15 protein-coding genes are annotated in these 21,969 nt (G+C 71.4%); 5 read left to right on the top strand and 10 right to left on the bottom strand.

Annotated elements, in window-relative coordinates:
• Positions 1–1,668 (bottom strand): alpha-amylase (locus ABD652_RS06490; RefSeq protein ID WP_344719419.1); only part of this gene is annotated, 1,668 nt, incomplete at its 3' end.
• Between the two features lie 443 nt (positions 1,669–2,111).
• Here ABD652_RS06490 and ABD652_RS06485 point away from each other — a divergent pair.
• Both ABD652_RS06485 and ABD652_RS06480 read left to right on the top strand, forming a co-directional pair.
• Positions 2,112–2,561: a DUF6504 family protein gene (locus ABD652_RS06485; RefSeq protein ID WP_344719417.1), complete on the top strand. Its 450-nt coding sequence runs from the start codon at positions 2,112–2,114 to the stop codon at positions 2,559–2,561.
• A gap of 72 nt (positions 2,562–2,633) precedes the next feature.
• A complete protein-coding gene (locus ABD652_RS06480; protein WP_344719414.1) occupies positions 2,634–6,149 on the top strand; it encodes a DNA polymerase III subunit alpha in 3,516 nt (1,171 codons plus the stop codon).
• Positions 6,150–6,208: 59 nt separating this feature from the next.
• Here the strand turns inward: ABD652_RS06480 and ABD652_RS06475 are convergent, their stop codons facing one another.
• Both ABD652_RS06475 and exaC read right to left on the bottom strand, forming a co-directional pair.
• Positions 6,209–6,598 carry a DUF779 domain-containing protein gene (locus ABD652_RS06475; protein ID WP_344719412.1) on the bottom strand — a complete coding sequence of 130 codons (390 nt, stop codon included), beginning with the start codon at positions 6,596–6,598 and terminating at the stop codon, positions 6,209–6,211.
• Between the two features lie 151 nt (positions 6,599–6,749).
• Positions 6,750–8,273: an acetaldehyde dehydrogenase ExaC gene (gene exaC, locus ABD652_RS06470; protein ID WP_010523984.1), complete on the bottom strand. Its 1,524-nt coding sequence runs from the start codon at positions 8,271–8,273 to the stop codon at positions 6,750–6,752.
• A gap of 274 nt (positions 8,274–8,547) precedes the next feature.
• Here exaC and ABD652_RS06465 point away from each other — a divergent pair, with 274 nt between their 5' ends.
• A complete protein-coding gene (locus ABD652_RS06465) occupies positions 8,548–9,765 on the top strand; it encodes a transcriptional regulator (protein WP_344719408.1) in 1,218 nt (405 codons plus the stop codon).
• 154 nt (positions 9,766–9,919) lie between these two features.
• Positions 9,920–10,951, top strand: coding sequence for an alcohol dehydrogenase AdhP (gene adhP / locus ABD652_RS06460; protein WP_344719406.1), 1,032 nt, complete (start codon positions 9,920–9,922; stop codon positions 10,949–10,951).
• Between the two features lie 70 nt (positions 10,952–11,021).
• On the opposite strand, the gene ABD652_RS06455 is transcribed toward adhP, so the two are convergent.
• The 4 genes from ABD652_RS06455 to ABD652_RS06440 form a co-directional block, all read right to left on the bottom strand.
• Positions 11,022–11,420: a VOC family protein gene (locus tag ABD652_RS06455; protein ID WP_344719404.1), complete on the bottom strand. Its 399-nt coding sequence runs from the start codon at positions 11,418–11,420 to the stop codon at positions 11,022–11,024.
• Between the two features lie 74 nt (positions 11,421–11,494).
• On the bottom strand, positions 11,495–12,448 hold the full coding sequence (locus ABD652_RS06450) for a heme o synthase (protein WP_344719402.1): 954 nt from the start codon (positions 12,446–12,448) through the stop codon (positions 11,495–11,497).
• A 71-nt stretch (positions 12,449–12,519) separates the two neighbouring features.
• Entirely contained in the window at positions 12,520–13,722 is a 1,203-nt protein-coding gene (zapE, locus tag ABD652_RS06445; RefSeq protein ID WP_344719399.1) for a cell division protein ZapE, read from the bottom strand.
• A 101-nt stretch (positions 13,723–13,823) separates the two neighbouring features.
• Positions 13,824–15,905, bottom strand: a complete 2,082-nt coding sequence (locus ABD652_RS06440) for a DNA gyrase/topoisomerase IV subunit B (protein WP_344719397.1) — start codon at positions 15,903–15,905, stop codon at positions 13,824–13,826.
• Positions 15,906–16,192: 287 nt separating this feature from the next.
• Between ABD652_RS06440 and ABD652_RS06435 the strand changes: the two genes are divergently transcribed.
• A complete protein-coding gene (locus ABD652_RS06435; protein WP_344719395.1) occupies positions 16,193–16,414 on the top strand; it encodes a DUF7455 domain-containing protein in 222 nt (73 codons plus the stop codon).
• A gap of 351 nt (positions 16,415–16,765) precedes the next feature.
• Here ABD652_RS06435 and ABD652_RS06430 read toward each other — a convergent pair whose 3' ends face one another.
• The 3 genes from ABD652_RS06430 to ABD652_RS06420 all read right to left on the bottom strand — a co-directional run bounded on the left by ABD652_RS06430 (position 16,766) and on the right by ABD652_RS06420 (position 21,440).
• Positions 16,766–18,196 (bottom strand): RNA polymerase sigma factor, encoded by a 1,431-nt coding sequence (locus tag ABD652_RS06430; protein WP_344719393.1) that lies wholly within the window; start codon positions 18,194–18,196, stop codon positions 16,766–16,768.
• A gap of 426 nt (positions 18,197–18,622) precedes the next feature.
• Complete coding sequence (locus ABD652_RS06425; protein ID WP_344719391.1) at positions 18,623–19,972, bottom strand: DUF4192 domain-containing protein; 1,350 nt, start codon at positions 19,970–19,972, stop codon at positions 18,623–18,625.
• A 124-nt stretch (positions 19,973–20,096) separates the two neighbouring features.
• Positions 20,097–21,440 carry a PAC2 family protein gene (locus ABD652_RS06420; RefSeq protein WP_344719389.1) on the bottom strand — a complete coding sequence of 448 codons (1,344 nt, stop codon included), beginning with the start codon at positions 21,438–21,440 and terminating at the stop codon, positions 20,097–20,099.
• Positions 21,441–21,969: the final 529 nt, after the last annotated feature.

The following is a 21,969-nucleotide window of genomic DNA, read 5'->3' as shown; positions in this document are numbered from 1 at the left end:
CCAGTCGGCGGCGTAGTACAGCGCGAGCTCCCGGGAGGTCTCCGTGGAGTCGTCGCCGGAGCCGGTGCCGCTGCCGGTGCCGGCGAGCGCATCGACGTGCAGCGCCAGCGCCGATGTCGGAGCCACGTGCCCGCTGACGGTGCCGTCGGCGGCGACGGTGAGCGTCTCGCCCGAGCAGCCCGAGGCGGTCGGGACGCCGGAGTAGACGTCGCAGTACTCGCCGGCGGGCAGCGAGGTCTGCCAACTGGCGTCCAGGCCCGACGGCGCCCGGTTGATCGCCAGGAAGCCCTTCTCGCCGCGGCCGAAGGCCAACGACTGCTCGCCGCCGGTCCAGGTGTCGGTGACCGGGGTGTCGCCGACGGCGTTGCGGAAGCCGACCATACCGGTCACCTCGGTGCGCGCATGGGTGCAGGTCCACGGGCCCTCGCCGCAGACGGCGTCGACGACGCGACCGTCGGCGTCAGTGGGCGGGCCGGCGTCGTAGTCGTCGACGGAATAGCCGGAGAACACAGTGGGCTCGCCGTAGTCCCAGCCCAGGGTGAAGGCCTGGGCGAGCAGATGGACGTCGCCGTCGGCGGCGGTCAGCGTCTCGCCGTTGCGCTCGGTGTCGTGGTTCTCCACGAAGCTGCGGGCCTTCTCCGAGGGGATGAAGCCGTCCCAGTCCTCGCCGATGCCGCCGCCGGAGAGCAGCCAGTCGATCCGGCCGCCGCCGAAGGACTCCTTGAGCTTGCGGGCGTAGCTGAACTCGTGGACGTCGCCCAGGTCGGTGTACTCCTCGGGCTGGATCGGCTCGCCGGCGCCGCGGATGACCTCCTGGACGATGTCCTCGGCGGCGATGCCGTCGGTGCGCGAGAGAATGCCCTCCAGATCTGCGGCGGCGATGTGCTTGGCCGCGTCGATGCGGAAGCCGTCCACGCCCAGCGAGGAGAGGTCGTCCAGATAGTCGGCCAGGCGCGACTGGACGTAGTCGGCGCCGGTGTCCAGATCGGCCAGCCCGACCAGGTCGCATTCCTGGACCTCCCACCGGTCGGTGTAGTCCTGGACTTCGCAGCCGTGGTCGTGGAAGTCCGCGCGCGAGTACGTGCCCGGGTAGTCGTAGTGGGTGAATGCGCTGCCGGTCCAGCCGGTGCCCGACTCCTGACCGGCCATGTGATTGATGACGACGTCGGCGATCACCTCGACGCCGGCGTCGTGGCAGTTCTGTACCATCGCCGCGTAGTCGGCGCGGGTGCCCAGCCGGGATTCGAGCTGGTAGCTGACCGGCTGGTAGTGCACCCACCACTGGTCGCCGGTGATGTGCTCCTGCGGCGGGGAGGTCTGGACGGCGCCGTAGCCGGCGGGCCCGAGGGTCTGTTCGCAGGCGCGGGCCACCGAGTCCCAGGTCCACTGGAACAGGAAGGCGGTGGTGTCGCCGGCGGCGTCGTCGGTCGCCGACACCGCCGACTGCGCCTGGCCGGGCACGCGCTCAGTGTGATGCGCCGACTGCTCGGCGGCGCGCTCGTCGCCGAGGCCGGGCACCGAGGCCTCCGCAGAGCTGATCCCCGGGGCCGCCGGGGCCAGCAGCGCACCGGCGAGCCCCAGGGCGCCGAGCGCCGGGGCTCCCCGATTCAGGAAGCGTTTCCATAGCCGTGGTGTGCGACGTGTCGAGGGGCGAGTGGATGTCGTCATAGCGTTCTGCTCCTGCAGTCGTGCGGCCACTCCGGCCGGTAATCCGGGGGTCCGCGTCACCGCCGAGCGATCGGCGGCCGCGTCGAGGCGACGCCTGAGGACTGAATCTATCCGGAATGTGACACAGATCGCAAGAGTTCATCTGGAAACGCTTCCACTCACGCGCCTGCCGCTTCACCCCAGGGATGGCCCCGCGGCTCGTGCGGGAATGCCGCGTCTTTCCCGCACGAGCCGCGGGGCCATCGCTGGGGCCCGTCGGTCGAGGTTGTGTCAGAGGAGGTCTCTAGGCTCGCCGTTGTATTCGAAACTATGTTCGATCTACGATGGTGGAGCACGAGACGGCGTCCTCTTCCCCGACGCGTCGCGGCTCGTCTTCTTCCCATCGACGACGAACACCACCGCTGTGCGCCCTGCCCGGGCGCCGGAGCACGGGAGGAGAGCCTGTGAGCACCACGTCGACCACCCCCGCCCTTCCCGGCGTCGCCCGTCTGGTCCCGCCGAAGACGGCCCGGGACCTCTCCGTCGCCCGCCGTCGAGCCGCCGACAGGGCCGACCGGCCGGAGGCGACGCCGCCGGCGTCCGCACCCGGCCCGCTGACCGAGGCGCTGGAGGTCGAGTGCGACGACGACGGCGCGCCGTGCCGGCTGTCCTGGCGGGACCGTCGGCACGTGGTCGTCGCCGAGCCGGTGCGCTGGTTCGAACGCCGACGCTGGTGGGACGAGGAGTCCCGCGTCGAGCGCGGTCGCGGCGCCGGTGTCGTCGATCATGAGATCTGGCGGCTGCAGGTCCGGCTGGAGGCCGCCGCCGGGGCCGAGACCCGCACGCTGGATCTGAGCCGGCACGTCGGCTCGGGCCGGTGGCGTCTGCTGCGAGTCCACGATGCCGCGGCCTGATCGGCGGCGCGGGGGCGCCCTCCCGGTCGTCGGCGAGCGCGGCGGGGTGCTGCGCCGCGGAGAACTGCGCTGATGGAGAGCTTCGTGCATCTGGACGTGGCCACTGCGTTCAGCGCCCACTACGGCACCAGCTGGCCGCAGGACCTGGTGGATCTTGCCGCCGACGACGGCGCCGAGGCCGCCGCCTGCGTGGACCGCGACGGGCTCTACGGGGCGGTCAAGCATGTCGCCGCCTGCCGATCCCGCGGGATGGGTCCGATCCTGGGGACCAATCTGGCCGTGGTCGACGAGCGGGGCCTCTCCCGCGGACGCGTGGTGCTGCTGGCCGGTGGATCCGCGATCGGCTACGCCGCGCTCTGTCGTGCCGTCTCGGCGGCCCACGGCGCCGAGCTCGACACAGCTGCCGGCACACCTGCCGGCACAGCCGCCGCTGCGACCTCGCGGCTGGGGCTGCGCCGGCTGGTAGAGCTGGCGCGCGGCGACGGCGCCGTCCGCCCCGCCGCCGGCAGCAGCGCTGACGGCTCCCCCGCGCTGGTGGTGCTGCTCGGTCCCGAGTCCGACGTCGGCCGCGCCGCCGCGGAGCGCCGCTACGCCGAGGCACGCCGGCTGCTGCGCGGCTGGCGGGCGCTGCTGGGTCCGCAGGCGCTGCGGGTGGAGGTCGTCTCGCATCTGGCCCCGCCCGGCGAGGCGCTGTCCACCGCCCATGCCGCCCGGATGCTGGGGCTGGCCGAGGATGTCGGCGTGGTCGCCGTGCTGACCAACATGGTCCGCTTCGCCCATCCCGACGAGGCGACCACCGCCGACGTGCTCGACGCCGTCCGCGTGCTCTCCAGCCTGCAGAGCACCGAGTCGCTGCAGCCCACCGGCCAGGGATGGCTGAAGCCGGCGGCGCAGATGCACCGGATCGCCGTCGAGATCACCACCAGCAGCGCCACGGCGCGCACCGATGCCGCCCGGCTGCTGGAGGACACTCGGGCGCTGGCCGCGCGCTGCGTGCTCGACCCCGAGGAGCATCTGAGCTTCGGCCGGCCGAAGATCCCCGAGCACGCGGTCCTCGGTCTGGGCCGCGGCGGGGCCAGTGCGGATCCGATGCGCGAGCTCGCCCAGCGCTGCCGCGCCGGACTCGGCGAGCGGTTCCCGCAGCTGGCCGACGGCGGAGCCCGCCGCGGCTCTGCGGCCGCCGAGGCGGTGCACCGGCGTCTGGATCAGGAGCTCTCGGTCATCGAGGATCTGGGCTTCGCCGGCTACTTCCTGACCGTCGCCGAGGTCGTCGCGATGGTCGAGCGGATGGGGGTGCGGGTCTCGGCCCGCGGCTCCGGGGCGTCCTCGCTGGTCAACCATCTGCTGCGGATCAGCGCAGTGGATCCTATCGAGCATGACCTGGTCTTCGAGCGTTTCCTCTCGCGTCGGCGCTCGACGCTGCCGGACATCGACATCGACGTCGAGTCGGCCCGCCGCCACGAGGTCTACCACCGGATCGTCGAGCGCTTCGGCGGCGAGCGGACGACGCTGATGAGCATGCAGAACAGCTATCGGATCCGCGGGGCGGTCCGCGACGCCGGGCTGGCCCTGGGCATGGACGACGGCGAGATCGATGCGATCGCCGAGACGATGTGGCGCTTCCCCGCCGGGGAGTTCCGCGAGGCGCTGACCGAGAAGCCCGAGCTGCGCGCCCTGGCCGAGCGGCTGGAGACCGATCGGGCCGCCGGGCGGCGGCAGCTGGACCTGCTGGTCGATCTCACCGAGCGGCTGGACCGGCTGCCGCGCCACCTCTCCACCCACCCCTGCGGGATCATCCTGGGCGACCGGCGGCTGCCGGAGCTGACTCCGGTGCAGCCCTCCGGCGTCGACGGGCTGCCCATGAGCCAGTTCGACAAGCACGACATGGACCCGATGGGCTTCCTCAAGCTGGACGTGCTGGGCGTGCGGATGCAGTCGACCATCGCTCACACGCTGGAGGAGATCCGGCGGACCACCGGCGAGCGCATCGACCTGGAGACGATCGACCGCGACGACCCGGACACCTATCGGATGATCCGTTCGACGCACACGCTGGGCTGCTTCCAGATCGAGTCGCCCGGCCAGCGCGAGCTGGTGGGCAAGCTGATGCCCGAGTCGCTGACCGATCTGATCGTCGACATCTCGCTGTTCCGTCCCGGGCCGATGGGCTCGGGCATGGTCACCCCGTACCTGGAACGGCGGCACGGCTTCGAGTCCGTCCGCGTCCCGCATCCGGATCTGGCCCCGATCCTCGCCGAGACCCACGGGGTGACGATCTACCACGAGCAGGTGCTGCGCCTCCTGGACACGATGACCGGCTGCGGACTCGACCGCGCCGACGAGCTGCGCCGGGCGCTGGGCTCTGCCGAGCAGCCGCAGGTGGAGGAGTTCGTCCGGACCTGCGCCGCCCAGCGGGGCTACGAGGCGGGGGTGGTCGACGAGGTCTGGGAAGTCCTGGCCTCCTTCGGGTCCTTCGGCTTCTGCAAGGCCCACGGGGCGGCCTTCGCCGTGCCCACGGTCGAGTCGGCCTGGCTGAAGACCCACCACCCGGCGGCCTTCCTGACCGGACTCTTCGAGCATGACCCGGGGATGTATCCGCTGCGGCTGCTCGTCGCCGAGGCGCGCCGGCTCGGCGTGCCGCTGCTGGGCATGGACGTGAACCGCTCCACCGACCACTACCGGCTGGAGGAGCTGGAGGGCGACGACACCTCCGGGACCGACGACGGCGCCGCGGCCCGTCGAGGCTCCGGGCCTCGGCCGAGGCACGGCATCCGCATGGCGCTGACCAGTCTGAAAGGCATCAGCTCCGCCGAGATCGCCCGGATCGTCGCCGCCCGGCCCTTCGCCTCGCTGGCCGATCTGCGTCAGCGGGCCCGCCCGCGACGTCCCACGCTGCGGGCCCTGGCCCAGGTCGGCGCGCTGGACGCGCTGATGCCCGGCGGGACCGAGCGCCGTGGGGACCTGGTCTCCGCCGTCGCCGAGCAGACCCGTTCACCCCGGCCGGCCGCGGCCGCGCGCTCGGCCGGCCGGCAGGCCGCCGGCCAGCTGCCGCTGCCCTTCGCCGAGACTGACCTCGCCGGGCTGGACGCCGAGCATCCCGCTCCCGAGCGTCAGGAGGTGATCGCCGACGAGCTGCGACTGACCAGCGTCGACGTCACCGGCCACGTCATGGAGATCCATCACGAGACGCTGGAGCAGCTCGGAGTCACCCGGGCCGAGGATCTGCTGAGCCTGCGAAGCGGCTCGACAGTGCGGGTGGCCGGCATCCGGGTCGCCACCCAGACCCCGCCGATGGCCAGCGGCAGGCGGGTGGTGTTCATCAGCCTCGACGACGGCACCGGCTGCGCCGACGTCGCCTTCTTCGACGAGGCCCAGGGCAACACCGGCGAGATCCTGTTCACCGCCCAGCTGATGCTGGTCGAGGGCACGATCCGCCGCACCGGCCCCCGGGCGGTGAGCATCCAGGCCCTCGATGCCTGGGATCTGCGTCGCGAGGACCAGCTGGCCGCGCTGCGCCGTCGTCGGGTCCCCGAGCCGCCGCGGCGAGGACGAGGCCAGCAGGGGCGGGTGAACGCCTCGCCCCTATGACGACCCGCAGAACGTCTCGGCCTCGCAGCCACGCTCCCCGGCAGATTGCGCGCAGTGGATCAGCCGCTGCGCACCGGCTGAAGGTCTGCAGACTCCTCATCGGTGAACAGCCGCGAGCGGATGATGAATCGGTGGCCGGTGGGCCCCTCGATGGAGAAGCCCGATCCCCTGCCCTCGGTCACGTCGATGGTGATGCGGGTGTGCGACCAGTACTCGAACTGTGCCTTGGAGATCCACACCGGGATGGGCTCCGGCGTGCCGGCGTCGAGCTCGCCGAGCAGCACATCGGCGCTGCCGGTGAGGAAGGTCCCCTGGGTGTAGCACATCGGCGCGGAGCCGTCGCAGCAGCCGCCGGACTGATGGAACATCAGGGCGGCGCCGTGCTCCTCGCGCAGCCGGCGCAGCAGCGCGGCGGCCTCCTCGGTCACGTCCACGCGGGCGACGGACATGGCGATCACTCCTTCTCTCCTCGATCCGGTCTTCGACCTGACATGCGACCTGACATGCGACCCCTCGACGTCCGGAGGCCGTGCGGTCCGGGACGCCCCCGCCCCGGGCCGCACGGCCCGCCGATCAGGTCCGTCCGCCCGGATCCGCCGATCAGAACAGTCCGGCCGGGCCCTCGGAGTAGCTGACCAGCAGGTTCTTCGTCTGCTGATAGTGGTCCAGCATCATCGCGTGGTTCTCTCGACCGATGCCGGACTGCTTGTATCCGCCGAAGGCCGCATGCGCCGGGTACTGGTGGTAGCAGTTGGTCCACACTCGACCGGCCTGGATGGCCCTGCCGGCACGATAGGCGGTGTTCGCCTCGCGGGACCAGACGCCGGCGCCCAATCCGTAGAGGGTGTCGTTGGCGATGGACATCGCGTCGTCGTAGCCGGAGAAGCCGGTCACCGAGACCACGGGGCCGAAGATCTCCTCCTGGAAGATGCGCATCGAGTTGCTGCCGCGGAAGATCGTCGGCTGCACGTAGTAGCCGCCGGAGAGGTCTCCGCCGAGGTCGACCTGTTCGCCGCCGAGGACCACCTCCGCGCCCTCCTGCTTGCCGATGTCCAGGTAGGAGAGGATCTTCTGCAGCTGGTCGTTGCTGGCCTGGGCCCCGACCATCGTCGCCGTGTCCAGCGGATCGCCCTGGATGACCTGCCGCGTGCGCTCGACGGCGTCGTCGAGGAAGTCGTCGATGATCGAGTCGTCGATCAGCGCGCGCGAGGGGCAGGTGCAGACCTCGCCCTGGTTCAGCGCGAACATCGTGAAGCCCTCGAGGGCCTTCTCGTAGTAGGAGTCCTTCTCCCGGGCGACGTCGGAGAAGAAGATGTTCGGGCTCTTGCCGCCCAGCTCCAGAGTCACCGGGATCAGGTTCTGCGAGGCGTACTGCATGATCAGCCGGCCGGTGGTGGTCTCCCCGGTGAAGGCGATCTTGCGGATGCGCGGGCTGGAGGCCAGCGGCGCGCCGGCCTCGGAGCCGAAACCGTTGACCACGTTGAGCACTCCGGCGGGCACCAGGTCGGCGATCAGCTCGGCGAAGACCAGGATCGAGATCGGCGTCTGCTCGGCGGGCTTGAGCACCACCGCATTGCCGGCGGCCAGCGCCGGGGCCAGCTTCCAGGTGGCCATCAGCAGCGGGAAGTTCCACGGGATGATCTGGCCGACCACGCCCAGCGGCTCGTGGAAGTGGTAGGCGACGGTGTCGCCGTCGATCTCGCTGATGCCGCCCTCCTGCGCCCGGATCGCGGAGGCGAAGTAGCGGAAGTGGTCCACCGCCAGAGGCAGGTCGGCGGCCAGGCACTCGCGCACCGGCTTGCCGTTGTCCCAGGTCTCGACGACGGCGAGGGTCTCCAGGTTCTCCTCGAGCCGGTCGGCGATGCGGCTGAGCACCAGCGCCCGCTCGGCGGCGGAGGCGGCGCCCCAGGCCGGCGCGGCGGCATGGGCGGCGTCCAGCGCGCGGTCGACGTCGGCGGCGGTGGACTGGGCGACCTCGGTGTAGACCTGTCCGGTCACCGGAGTCGGATTCTCGAAGTAGCGTCCCTCGGCGGGCGGCGACCATTCCCCGCCGATCCAGTTGTCGTAGCGGCTCTGCAGGCTGATCAGGCTGCCGGGCGTGCCGGGCCGTGCGTAGACGCTCATGATGGTCTCCTCTGCGGTGGGATCCGTGCCTCGACGTCCCGCACCACGACCGACGACGGCCGGACACGTGATGCGCGTCACGTACAGCGCCACCATAGCTACGCGGACGTTGCACGGGCGTTGCACGACTGCCGGTCGCGGCGCGCACCGGGCGCCCGACTCGCTCGGGCGCTCCGCCCCAGGGGTGTCGCCGCCGCTCACGACTGGTCTATGCTGAACCTGACCATCAGCATGTGTCTGTGATCACACCTGCCGTCGCGCCTCAGGAGGGTCCATGGAGCACCAGGCCACTCCGGACGAGCCGCAGACCTGGTCCACGCTCCCGCCGCTGGTCCGCGAGTCATGGCGCCGATCAGCCGGCTACCTCGAGGATCCCGGCCGCGCCCTGCCGCCGGTGGACCTGGAGGGCAGCGCGCTCCACGCCCACCGCGCGGCCCACCCGCTGGCGCCGGTGCTGCCGCTGCTCGACCAGCTGCTCGTCCAGCCGGCCGCCGAAGCCGGCCTGATCACCGCAGTCGGCGACGTCGACGGCCACCTGCTCTGGGTCGACGGCGCGCGACGGACCCTGCGCCGCGCCGAGACCAGCGCTTTCCAGCCGGGGGCCGACTGGTCCGAGCGAAGCATCGGCACCTCGGCTCCGGGCACGTCTCTGGCCACCGGCCGCGGCGTCCAGGTCGACCAGGCCCAGCATTTCGCCGTCGCCGCCCACCAGTTCTCCTGCTCGGCGCTGCCCGTCCACTGCCCGCACACCGGCGTGATGCTCGGCGTCGTCGACATCACCGGCGGCCGAGAGGCGGTGGCCACCCATTCGCTGCCGCTGATCCGCGCGGCCATCGCCGCCGCCGAGGCCGAGCTGCGCACACTGCCCGCTCGCGGCCGTGCGCCCCGACTGGACGCTCTGGGCCGGGACGCGGCCGCTCTGGGCATCGGATCCTGCACCACGCGGCTGAGTCTGCGGCATGCCGAGCTGCTGGTACTGCTGACCTGGCACGACGAGCACCGCCATCCCCAGGGAGCCGCCGGCCCGAGCGCGGCGACGCTGGCCGAGGAGCTCTTCGGCGAACCCGGCCACGAGGTCGCGCTGCGCGCCGAGCTCGTGCGGCTGCGGCGCATGCTGGCCGACTCCTCGACCGCCCACGGGCTCGATCTGCTCTCCCGGCCCTACCGACTGTCCGGGGCGATCATGCTCGACGCCGTCGAGGTCTCTCGGGCGCTGGCCGCAGGGGATCGTTCGAGGGCCCTGGATCTCTACGCCGGCGAGCTGCTGCCGGGCTCCGACGCCCCGGGCATCGTGCGTCTGCGTCGCACCGTCGCCGCCGAGCTCCGCGAAGCCGTCCTGCAGGACGGTTCGCCGGCGGAGATCTGGCGTTACCTGCAGCTGCCCGAGGCCGAGCACGACGATGCGGCGATCGTCGAGGCGCTGCGCACGCTCCCGTCCGATGCTCCGGAGCGGGCCCTGCTGGTCGCCCGGGCCGAGTCGACCCAGAGCTGACGGCCTCGGACGGAGGCGTCGCCCCGGCCCGCTCCCGGACCGCCTCCGTGGACCGTCTCGATTCTCCGTCGGTCGGCGCCGCTGCAACACAGGTGCAACTCCGATGTGCGTAGCGTCACACATGCCATGCAGGACGACGAACTGAGGAGCATCGATGAGCACCATGACAGCAGCTGTCGTCGACGAGTTCGGCGCTGAACTCGCCGTGCGGAACTACGACCTTCCCGAGCCGGGGCCCGGCCAGGCGCTGGTGCGCCTGGTCGCCTCGGGCGTCTGCCACACCGACCTCCATGCCGCCGAAGGCGACTGGCCCGTGCGGCCGACTCCGCCCTTCGTGCCCGGCCACGAAGGCGTGGGCGTCGTGGAGAAGGTCGGCGAGGGCGTCACGGACCTCGCCGTCGGCCAGATGGTCGGCAACGCCTGGCTGTGGAGCGCCTGCGGCTCCTGCGAGCACTGCCGCAGCGGCTGGGAGACGCTCTGCGAGGGGCAGGTCAACGGCGGATACACCGTCGACGGGTCCTTCGGCGAATACATGATCGTCGACGCCCGCTTCGCCGCCGTCCTCCCGGACGGTGTGGACGCATACGAAGTCGCTCCGGTGCTCTGCGCCGGAGTGACCGTCTACAAAGGGCTCAAGCGCACTGACGTCCGGCCCGGTCAGTGGGTGGTGATCTCGGGAATCGGCGGCCTCGGGCATCTGGCGGTGCAGTACGCCGTGGCGATGGGCATGCGGGTGATCGCCGTGGACATCGCCGCGGACAAGCTGCGCCTGGCCGCCGAGCACGGCGCCGAGATCACTGTCGACGCCTCGGCCGACGACCCGGCTGAGGAGATCCAGCGTCAGGTCGGCGGCTCGCACGGCGTGCTGGTCACGGCCGTCCACCCGGCGGCCTTCGGCCAGGCCATCGCCATGACCCGCCGCGGCGGGACCATCGTCTTCAACGGGCTGCCGCCCGGGGACTTCCCGGCCCCGATCTTCGACATCGTGCTCAAGGGCCTGACGATCCGCGGCTCGATCGTCGGCACCCGGCAGGACATGGTCGAGGCGCTGGAGATCTACTCCCGCGGTCAGATCCGCCCGACGATCTCCACCCGCTCGCTGACGGAGATCAACACCGTCTTCGACGAGATGCGCCGCGGCGAGATCGACGGCCGCGTGGTCATCGACTTCGGCGACGGCCGCTGACGGCTCGACGACCCTGGACAGTTCAGTGCCCCGCCTCTCCAGACGCGGGGCACTGAACTGTCCAGGGTCGTCAACGCGATCGGGAAGAGAGCACGCAGAACTCGTTGCCCTCGGGGTCGGCGAGGACCGTCCACGACGCATCCGCGGGCTGGCCGACGTCGACGACCCGCGCGCCGCGCTCGACCAGGCGGGCGATCTCGCCGTCGCGGTCATCGTCGGTGTGCGGAGCAAGATCGAGGTGCAGTCGGTTCTTGTGCGTCTTCGACTGATCGGCCGGGACGAAGACCAGTCCCGGCGGCACGCGGTGGAAGTCCAGGATCTCGACGAACTGCGCAGCCCACGGCGGAGCGACGATCGCCTCGGCGTCGGTCTCGACGGCGACATCCCACTCCAGCGACTCTGCCCACCAGCGGGCGAGGCCGCGATGGTCCGAGGCGTCCACGACGGTGGAGTACCAGCGCAGGGCCATGGCTCCTCCCTCCTCCCCGAGCCCACGGCCGCACCCCACGAGGGCGACGCGTCGAGGCGCCGGGGAGGCCAGACTCAGCCCATGAGCGGCGAGCCGATGAAGGGATCCAGCGCCAAGCCGACGAAGAGCAGCGTCAGATACATGATCGACAGGTGGAAGACCTTCATGGCCTTCTTGTCGGTCAACGACTCGTCCTGCGCCTGGCGATGCAGCCGATGCGACTCGAGGATGAACCAGCCGCCCGAGACGGCCGCGAAGGCGGTGTAGGTGATGCCCGCCCAACCCATCGGGATGAGCAGCAGCGAGCAGACCACTGTGGCCCAGGCGTAGAGCACCACCTGCACCGAGACGGTCCGCGCCGTGGCGACGGCGCCGAGCATCGGCACGTCGGCGGTCTGGTAGTCGGTGCGGTACTTCATCGACAGCGGCCAGTAGTGCGGCGGGGTCCAGAGGAAGATGATCAGGAAGAGCACCAGGGCCGGCCACTCGACCGTCTCGCGGACCGCCGCCCAGGCGATGAGCACCGGGAAGCAGCCGGCGATGCCGCCCCAGATGATGTTCTGCTCGGTGCGCCGCTTGAGGATCATCGTGTAGATGACCACGTAGAAGAACATCGCCGCGGCTCCGAGCGCCGCGGCCAGCAGGTTCGCGCCGACCCAGAGGACGCCGATGGCCAGCGCCCCCAGCACCGAGGCGAAGACGAAGGCCTCGCGCGGGGTGAGCTCGCCGGTGACCAGCGGACGCTTCTTCGTCCGATTCATCAGCCGGTCCATGTCCCGATCGATGTAGCAGTTGAACGCCCCCGACGACCCGGCGGCGAAGGCTCCGCCGACCATGGTGGCCAGCACCAGGGTGAGGCTCGGGAAGCCGCGCTCGGCGAAGATCATCGTCGGCAGCGTGGTGACCAGCAGCAGCTCGATCACCCGCGGCTTGGTCAGCGCCCAGTACGCCGCGGCCTTGCGCCGCCACGGCGAGGGCGCGCCGCCGTCGGGGCGCGCCGCATCCGCGCCGTCGGGCGCACTGCTCACGGGTGCTGAAGTCTTCTGGGTCACGTCAGACGCTCACAATGGGTCAGGGCTCGATCAGGTGCCCGTCCAGTCTAGCGGTCTTCGGCGACTCGCCGGCGGTGATCAGGGTCTCGACGGCCGTCTGTTTCGACACGTTGTAGAACTTCGGCGTCGCGACGCCGTCCTCCGACGCCGCGAGCATCGGCCGCCCCTCCCCGGTAGGCGAGCAGGGCCAGCCGGCTGACCATGCGGAAGGCGTCCGGGCGCGGGCCCGCGGAGGCGAGGAAGCGCTCCCGGCTCACCTCCGAGACGAACCAGGTGGTCACCTCCTGGTCGGCGAGGATGTCCACGGCATGGATGAACCGCTGCTGGGCCTCCTCGTCGACAGTGTCCAGTCGCGGCACGTCGACGATCACCCAGGAGCGGAACTGCTCGGCCCACTGCAGCATCTCCCGCGTGGACAGCGGCGCCTCGGCGAGTTGGGCGAAGCTCAGCCACAGCTCCGCCTCCCGCCGGGCCAGGACCTCGAAGGTGTGCCCTCCGAGGCGCACGACGCCGGCCTCCCCTGCCGTCGGGGCCGCCAGCCCCACGTCGGCGAGGGCTTGGGGAGCCAGCCAGCCGCCGGCGGCGAAACCTTCGGGGCGGATCGAGCTCTCGCCCTCGCGGAGACGATGGTCGACGCCGTCGTCGAGGTCCAGCACCTCCATCCGTTCGCGGATCAGCGCGATGCCCGGCTCCATGAGGTGGTGCCAGAGCGGGTTCGGCAGCAGGCCTTCGGGCGGGTAGTTCGAGGTGGTGATCAGCGTCGTCCGGCCGGAGACGACCGTCCGGCGCAGCAGGCGGGTCAGGAAATGCGCATCGCCGGCGTCATGGACGTGGAACTCGTCGAAGAGCAGCAGGTCAGTCTCGCCGACGAGCTCGTCCAGCGCGGCCTCGACGGCGCGATCGTGTTCCCGGGGATCGGCCCGGTGCCGGTGGACGGCGCGGTGCAGGTCGTCCAGGAAGCGGTGGAAGTGCATCCGCCGGACACGAGCGCCCAGACGCTCCGCGGAGGCGACGACGAGGTCGGCCGACCACGTCTTGCCGCGCCCGGCCGGACCGTGCAGATGGACTCCGCCGCGGCGCCTGCGGTGCGGTCGCCGGCGGTGCGGCAGAGTGCTCGCCGCCGCGACGTCGGCCAGCGTCCGCATGGCGAGCTCCTGCGCGGGCTGCAGTTCTATGCCCTGATGCGTGGCCTGCTCCGCGACGAAGGTGAGCAGCTGCTCCTGCCGCCGACGGTGCCGTCGTTCCCCCATGCCGCGGAGTCTACGACGGGCCGCCGACGGGCGGGCGAGATGACGGAGCCCGGTTCGTGCACGACGGTCCCTGGAGGTGCACGGCGGGGCGCCGGTGCTCCTCAGACGTCGAGGCGCTCGAGGTCGAGCGCCTTGGACCCCTCGATGATGAAGTCCTTGCGCGGAGCGACCACTGACCCCATCAGCAGGTCGAAGACGCGCTCGGCGGCCTCGGCGTCCTCGATCCGGATGCGGCGCAGCGAGCGGCGCGCCGGATCCATCGTGGTCTCGGAGAGCTGGTCGGCGTCCATCTCGCCCAGACCCTTGTAGCGCTGGATGGGCTCCTTGTACCGCAGCCCCTTCGCCTCGAGGTCGGCGAGCATCGTGGTCAGCTCCGCCTCCGAATAGGTGTAGTGCACCTCGTTGGCCTTGCGGCCGGGGTGGATCACCTCGACGCGATGCAGCGGCGGCACGGCGGCGAAGACTCTCCCCTCCTCGACCATCGGGCGCATATAGCGGAAGAACAGCGTCAGCAGCAGCGTGCGGATGTGGGCGCCGTCGACGTCGGCGTCGGTCATCAGCACGACCTTGCCGTAGCGCGCCGCCTCGAGGTCGAAGGAGCGCCCCGAGCCGGCGCCGATGACCTGCAGCAGGGCCGCGCATTCGGCGTTGGAGAGCATGTCCGAGACTGAGGCCTTCTGCACGTTGAGGATCTTGCCGCGGATGGGCAGCAGCGCCTGATAGTCCGAGGAGCGGGCCAGCTTCGCAGTGCCCAGCGCAGAGTCTCCCTCGACGATGAACAGCTCCGAGGACTCGACCTCCTTGGAGCGGCACTCGACCAGCTTCGCCGGCATCGAGGAGTTCTCCAGCGCATTCTTCCTCCGCTGGGTCTCCTTGTGCATGCGGGCGGAGATGCGCGACTTCATCTCCGAGACGACCTTCTCCAGCACGGCGTTCGCCTGCTGCTTCTCGGTCCGCCTGGTGGCGGTGAGCCGCTGGGTCAGCTCCTTCTCCACCACCTTGGAGACGATCTGCTTCGCCGCCGGAGTGCCGAGGATCTCCTTGGTCTGGCCCTCGAACTGCGGCTCGGCGATCCGCACGGTGACCACGGCGGTCAGCCCGGCGAGCACGTCGTCCTTCTCCAGCTTGTCGTTGCCGGCCTTCAGCTTGCGCGCATTGTCGGCGACGACCTTGCGGAAGGTCTTCAGCACCGCCTGCTCGAAGCCCGACATATGCGTGCCGCCCTTCGGGGTGGCGATGATGTTGACGAAGCTGCGCACCGTCGGGTCATAGCCGGTCCCCCAGCGCAGCGCGATGTCGACCTCGCAGTCGCGCTGGACGTCCTGCATGTGGCTCTGTCCGTCGTCGCCGATCACCGGCACCCGCTCGGTGAAGCCTCCGTGGCCCTGGAAGCGCCAGATGTCGGTGACCGGGGAGTCTCCGGCGAGGAAGTCGGCGAACTCGCCGATGCCGCCGTCGTACTGGAAGACCTCCTCGACCGGCTCCTCGCCGCGCTCGTCGCGCACGGTGATGCGCAGCCCCGGCACCAGGAAGGCCGTCTGCCGCGCGCGGTTGGTCAGCTCCTCGTCGTCGAAGCGGGCGTCGGGGGTGAAGATGTGCCGGTCGGCCCAGTACCGGATGGAGGTGCCGGTGACCCCGCGCCGGGCCTTGCCCACGACCTCGACGGGCGACCCCTGCTCGGCAGGGCTGAACTCGGCCTCCGGGGACGGCCGGCTGCCGGCGAAGGTGCCCGGCTCGCCCCGGCGGAAGGACATCTGGTGGACCTTGCCGCCGCGGGTCACCCGCGCGTCCAGTCGGGCGGACAGCGCGTTGACCACTGAGGCGCCGACCCCGTGCAGGCCGCCGACGGCGTTGTAGGAGCCGCCGCCGAACTTTCCGCCGGCGTGCAGCTTGGTGAAGATGACCTCCAGGCCGGAGAGGCCGGTGCGCGGTTCGACGTCGACCGGGATGCCGCGGCCGTCGTCGGAGACCTCCACCGAGTCGTCGGGATGCAGCACCACCGAGATCGTCGAGGCGTGGCCGGCCAGCGCCTCGTCGACGGAGTTGTCGATGATCTCCCAGAGGCAGTGCATCAGCCCGCGCGAGTCGGTGGAGCCGATGTACATGCCGGGCCGTTTGCGCACGGCCTCGAGTCCCTCGAGCACCGAGAGGTGCCTGGCGTCGTACTCGGAGCGCTGGGCCACGGATCTCCTCCTGCGGGGTTCGTCGTCGTCGGCCGCGGGGCTCGCGCAGGCGGCTGATCCGCCGGGGCCGTCCGCGACCACACTGGCCACCACACTATCCGTCCTGCCGACTGCGGCGGCGGCGAAGCGCCGTCGACGCCCGGATCGAGGCCGGATCGTGACGCATCGGCCCCGGTCGGGGTACGCGGACAGCGAAAGACCCCGGTTCCGGCGGGCGCGGAGCGAATGAATCGGCGCCAGTCGTGGTTATATGGGGAGTTACCACGTCACGTGAGGAGGCGAAGAGCATGACCGGCACGACTGGGACCCTCGAGGCTACGACCAACACCCTGACCGCCCTGGATCGCTGCGACCGTTGTGGTGCGCAGGCCTACGTCCGCGCGGTCCTCTCCTCCGGCACCGGTGCGCTGCTCTTCTGCAACCACCACGCGCGCCAGGTGGAAGAGACCCTGCGTCCGAAGACCTCCGAATGGGTGGACGAGTCGGGGCGGCTGGCCGAGACCGGCTGATCGCTCAGGACACGTCCTGACCGTGGGCCGGTTCGACGGCCGCACGGATGACAGAAGGGGCATGGCCCGGAACCGTTTCCGGGCCATGCCCCTTCTTCTGTGTCGTCTCTGTCGTCGTTCGACGAGCTCTCCGAGCGGAGAGCTCTGCTCATCGCCCCACCGGACGAGCGGGTGCCGGAGACTGTGCGTCTCCGGCACTCCGCCCGTCGCGGCGGCGAGGGATCGGGCCTGCTAAGCCGGGTGGGCGACGAGCCGTCGCCCACCCACGGACTGCGGCGCCGGAGGCGACGCCGATCCCGAGGATGTCCGGGATCGGGGCCGTCCGGGCCGCGAACGTTCAGGCCGCCGAGATCAGTCCAGGTAGTCGCGCAGCACCTGCGAGCGGCTGGGGTGCCGCAGCTTCGACATGGTCTTGGACTCGATCTGACGGATGCGCTCGCGGGTGACGCCGTAGACCTTGCCGATCTCGTCTAAAGTCTTCGGCTGGCCGTCGGTGAGCCCGAAGCGCATCGCGACGACGCCGGCCTCGCGCTCGGCGAGCGTGTCCAGCACGGAGTGCAGCTGCTCCTGGAGCAGCGTGAAGCTCACCGCGTCGGAGGGCACGACGGCCTCGGAGTCCTCGATCAGGTCGCCGAACTCGGAGTCGCCGTCCTCGCCCAGCGGAGTGTGCAGCGAGATCGGCTCCCGGCCGTACTTCTGGACTTCGACGACCTTCTCGGGCGTCATGTCCAGCTCCTTGGCCAGCTCCTCCGGGTCCGGCTCGCGACCCAGGTCCTGCAGCATCTGCCGCTGCACGCGGGCCAGCTTGTTGATGACCTCGACCATGTGGACCGGAATGCGGATCGTGCGCGCCTGATCGGCCATGGCACGCGTGATCGCCTGCCGGATCCACCAGGTGGCATAGGTCGAGAACTTGAAGCCCTTGGTGTAGTCGAACTTCTCCACCGCGCGGATGAGGCCGAGGTTGCCCTCCTGGATGAGGTCCAGGAAGAGCATGCCGCGCCCGGTGTACCGCTTGGCCAGCGAGACGACCAGACGGAGGTTGGCCTCCAGCAGGTGGTTCTTGGCCCGCCGGCCGTCGGCGATCACCAGCTCCATGTCGCGGCGCAGGCGACGGTCGGTGATCTGCTCATCCGCCATCTTGTGCTCGGCGTAGAGCCCGGCCTCGATGCGCAGAGCGAGGTCGACCTCCTGCTCGGCGTTGAGCAGCGAGACCTTGCCGATCTGCTTCAGATAGTCCTTGACCGGGTCGGCCGTGGCGCCGGCGGAGACGACCTGGACCGCCGGAGCGTCGTCGTCGTCCGCATTGGAGATGACGAAGCCGCGGCCCTTGGTCTCCTCCTCCTCGGTCTCCTCGCCCTTGGCGGCCTTCTTGACGTTCTCGACGATGGCCTCGGCATTGGACTCGTCGCCGGCGGCCGCGGCCACCTTCTTGGCGACCTCCTCCTCGTCGTCGCTCTCGAGGGCCTTCGCGACGGCGTCCTCGAGGGCCGCCGTCGGCGCGGCGGTCTTGTCCGCGCTGTCGACCTCGGCGAGGATCTCGTCCACCGGGTCGGCGGCGGACCCCTCCTCGGCGGGCGAGTCTGCGGCGGCCGACCCGTCGGTCTCGGCGGTCGGCTTCTTGGCGCTGGACGTCGACGCGGCGGACCGCGACGTCGTAGAACTCTTCTTCGCAGCCGAGCTCTTCGAGCGGGTGCTCGAGCTCGTGGCGGCAGTCGAGGCGTTCTCCTCCTCGGCCGCGGCTGCGTTCTCTTCAGTGGTCTGGGACGCAGTAGTGGGCACGATGACCTTCCGACTAGGACGTGTGAAGGCGATGGGCTGATTGGTGGTCAACACACCTATGACCCTGTCAAGGCCATCGTCGTGGACACGCGGCATGTGCAGCCGTCTCCGGGCCGACGCGACGGTCTCCGCCGCCGCTGGTCCCGGCACGCTGCCACGCATGCCCCGACGATGGTTTGCAGGGTCTCAGCACAGCACAACACAGGGTACCTGCTCGACATTCCCGTTCAGCGACATTCTTCGGGACGATCTTCCTCGCATGCTCACCCTTCCCTGCTCATCGCGGGTCGCAGAGACCGCTCGAGGCGGGCTTCCCGCCCGCCGGTGCCCGGTTCAACGACGCGCGAGGCGCTGCTGTTCCCGCCCCGGTCGCCCGGAGCCGTCCCGGATTCGTCCCGGAGCCCTCCGGGAACCGTTCCGGAGCTGTCACCCCGCGTCGCCGTCCCGCCCGTAGGACCAGCTGTGCTCCCGGACTCGGGCCCAGGGGCAGATGCCGCCGAGGCCCATCGCCCGTTCCAGCAGATCCGCCAGGCCGTGGGCAGGCTCCAGCTCTCGGCATCGGTCCAGATACGCTCCGGCGACCGATCCCCTGCCCCGGGCCCATTCGATCCAGCCGACCATGGCCAGCACCTCGACGCGCACACCGTCGTCGACGGTGTGGTGCAGCCGGCTCAGCAGCGCCTCGAGCGCGTCGATCCGCGCCCAGTCCGGCCGACGCCCGGTGGCCCCCAGGAACGCCGCCTCGAACTCCCCGACCAGCGTCACCAGCTGCGGCGGCGGGCCGGAGGGGCCCTCGAGCCGCTCCAGCGCCTCCCCGGGCGTCTCGCCGGGAGCCGCCGAACGGCTGACGCGCAGTCCGGCCAGCGCGGGGGCGACGCCGACGGCGGCCTGCACCAGCAGCGCATCCCGCACCTGCCGGTCGGCGAGCGCGGACGCCGCGGCCCCCAGGTCCTCCCCGTGGTCGAGGTACCAGCGGTGCAGCTCCTCGGGCTCGTCGAGCCGGCCGGCGAGCTCGTCGTCGAGAGCGCACTCCCAGACGGCGAGGGCATGCTCCGCCGAGTCCGGTCCGGCGACTCCCGGCCGTCGGGGCGCGGCGTGGGCGGCGACGGCGTCGCGCTCGGCCGGCAGCGGCCGGCGATCCTCCAGGAAGGCCTCGGTGATCTCGGTCGGAGTCCGCAGCGCCCGGCGGCCGCGATAGACCATATGCGTGTTCAGCACGCTGTGGGCCGCCGTCTCGACGTCCTGGCCCGGATACGGGCAGCAGCCGGCGTCCGGGCAGTGGTAGTCGCGAATGCTGCCGCCGCCGACGAGCCAGGTCTGCACCACCGGCATCCCCCGGCGGGACATCTCCGCCTCCAGCGCTCCGCAGAGCGCGGCATGCGGTCGCAGCGCCTCCTCGCCGTTCATCGGCGGAGCGGGGGCCTCGTCGCCGAAGAGCAGCACGACCGACCCGTCGGCTCCGGGGTCGGTCCCCGCGCCGCCCAGGCAGTCCGCCGCCCAGCGCGCCAGACGTCCGGGATCGTCGGCCGCGGCGGCGAGATCCACGCGCAGGTGCGCCCCGGTGGTCCCGCGCATCAGGCCGATGATCACCAGCGAGTCCTCGGGCATGAAGCCCAAGGTGTGCTGGACCAGCGCCAGGGCATCGCCCGGCTCCCCGACCGAGAGTCGGACCCGTTCCTCCGGCGGGCGGCTGCGATCAGCGGCCGTGTCGTCGCCCGCCCGGCGCTGTGCTGTGCTGTCTGCTGCGGCGCCGTGCGCCTCGGTGTCTCTCTCCATGCCCCGACTCTGCGTCGCGGATGCCCCGACGGGCAGTCGCGAGCTCCTCGATGTGGAGAGCACGGCGTGTCGGACGCCGTCGCCGGGCGCCTGTGCAGGAGCCCGGCGACTCGCCGATCAGTGCTCAGCGGCCCTCGTCGCCCCGATCCGAGGGGTCCCCGTCTCCTTCGGGCGACCCGTCGCCGCCCTCGATCCGGTCCTCGCCGTCGGCGTCGGCGTCGTCGGCTCCGTCGTCCTCGATCGCCTCGAAGAGCTCGTCGCCGAGGGCCTCCTCGCCGAAGACCTCGTATCCGAAGACCTCGTCGCCGAAGAGCACCGGCAGCGCACCGGCGCCGGCGGCTCCTCCGGCGCGCGCCGCGCCGCCCGCGTCCTCGTCACGGTCGCCGCCATCGGTGCTGTCCTCGGCGCCGTCCTCAGCACCGTCGGCGGAGCCGGGCCCGCCGTCGGCCTCGCGGCGCCGCGCCTCGTCGATCGCCGGATCGGCCGGCCGAGTCGCGAGATACGCCTCGACGGCTTCGCCGAGCTCCTCGGCGTCGGGCACCTCCTCGTCGCTCTTGACCAGCAGCGACCGCGGTGCGGCGGTGGCGTGGGCGTCGAAGTTGCGCTCCAGCCGTTCGACCATCCCCTGCACCTCGCTGTTCTGATCGACCTGGCGACTGATGTCCTGCTCGACCGTGCGCGCCGACTCGCGGAGGTCGTCGGTCGGCAGCATCAGCTCCATGGCCGCTCCGGCGTACTCCAGGCCCGCGACGGCCACCTGCGGGTACCGGCCGCCGGCCAGGTAGTGGGGCACGTGCAGGCTGTAGCCGACGACGTCGCGACCGCGCTCGGCCAGCCGCATCTCCAGCACCTGGCTCAGCCCCGCCTCGATCTGGGCGTCGGGACTCCACGTGGAGATGCCGCTGATCAGGTCGTTCCGCGTGCCGTGGGCGGTCACGCCCAGCGCCCGGGTGTGCGGCACCGGCAGTCCCAGGGCGTCGACGTGCACCACCAGGCGCACGTCGAGCCGGTCCACCAGCTCCAGGACGGTCTCCGAGACCTGCTCCCAGCGGAAGTCGGGCTCGTCGCCGGTGAGCATCAGGAAGGGTCGGCCCAGCGCGTCGCGGACCTCGTAGAGGCTCAGCTCCGGGGGCTCGTAGTCGGAGAACCGCCCCTGCGAGAACGTCACCTGGGGCCGCCGCGAGCGATAGTCGTAGAGCTCGTCGACGGCGAAGCTCGCCAGGCGACGGTGCGGCAGGGTGCTCAGCAGCGTGCCCGAGAGCTGATCGGACAGGCTGCCGGCGTCGGTGTGTCCGCTCCACGTGACGAGCATCGACAGCGACTCCCGGTCGGCGACGGTGTCCCCGGGGACCAGGTCCCCCTCGAGGACGTCCACCGCGTGTCCGGCCTCGGCCGCGGCGGTCCCGGCGTCCGATCCGGCGGAGCGCTCGGAAGCGTGCACGTGCAGCAGATCCAGCGGATCGGTCACTTCGCGTTCTCCTTCTCCACGGACGGATGACGGGTCGGTACAACAGTCGCGCCGGCGCCGCAATTCCCGCCCGCGCGCCCGGGGGTCCGCTCCGCCGGAGGTCGGTGAAGGGACCGGCGAGGAGGCCGGCGACGGGATGCGTCCGCGACGGTCTCCGATAGGATCGACGACGAGGCCGCCGGGCGCAGCCGGCACCACAGGGACGGCCCCGGCGGACGCAGATGACACACGACTCAACGGCCCCCGCAGGGGACCAGACGGGATTCACGTGATCGACGACTTCCACCCCACACTGTCAGCAGTCACCTCCTCGGTCGAGAAGACCGACGCCGAGGCGCTGGTGCTCGGCGTCGCCCAGGGTCCGCAGGGGCCGATCCTGCTGCCGAACCCGCTCGCCGACGCGGCCGCGCAGAGCGTGGCCGACTCCCTCTCGGCCCTCGGCGCCACCGGCGCGGCCGACCAGCTGCTCCGCCTGCCCGGCGTCGACGGCTTCCGCAGCGAGACGCTGGTGCTCGTCGGCGTCGGGGGG

The organism is Nesterenkonia halobia, assembly GCF_039536005.1.
GTDB classification, from domain to species: Bacteria; Actinomycetota; Actinomycetes; order Actinomycetales; family Micrococcaceae; genus Nesterenkonia; species Nesterenkonia halobia.
The sequence above is the reverse complement of the archived record's forward strand: the minus strand, read 5'-3'. Positions and strand labels throughout refer to the sequence as shown.

Excerpts from the sequence above, each read along its gene's own strand:
- ABD652_RS06480 (WP_344719414.1), top strand. The coding sequence starts at position 2,634 with ATGGAGAGCTTCGTGCATCTGGACGTGGCCACTGCGTTCAGCGCCCAC.
- ABD652_RS06475 (WP_344719412.1), bottom strand. The coding sequence starts at position 6,598 with ATGTCCGTCGCCCGCGTGGACGTGACCGAGGAGGCCGCCGCGCTGCTG.
- exaC (WP_010523984.1), bottom strand. The coding sequence starts at position 8,273 with ATGAGCGTCTACGCACGGCCCGGCACGCCCGGCAGCCTGATCAGCCTG.
- ABD652_RS06465 (WP_344719408.1), top strand. The coding sequence starts at position 8,548 with ATGGAGCACCAGGCCACTCCGGACGAGCCGCAGACCTGGTCCACGCTC.
- adhP (WP_344719406.1), top strand. The coding sequence starts at position 9,920 with ATGAGCACCATGACAGCAGCTGTCGTCGACGAGTTCGGCGCTGAACTC.
- ABD652_RS06455 (WP_344719404.1), bottom strand. The coding sequence starts at position 11,420 with ATGGCCCTGCGCTGGTACTCCACCGTCGTGGACGCCTCGGACCATCGC.
- zapE (WP_344719399.1), bottom strand. The coding sequence starts at position 13,722 with ATGGGGGAACGACGGCACCGTCGGCGGCAGGAGCAGCTGCTCACCTTC.
- ABD652_RS06435 (WP_344719395.1), top strand. The coding sequence starts at position 16,193 with ATGACCGGCACGACTGGGACCCTCGAGGCTACGACCAACACCCTGACC.
- ABD652_RS06425 (WP_344719391.1), bottom strand. The coding sequence starts at position 19,972 with ATGGAGAGAGACACCGAGGCGCACGGCGCCGCAGCAGACAGCACAGCA.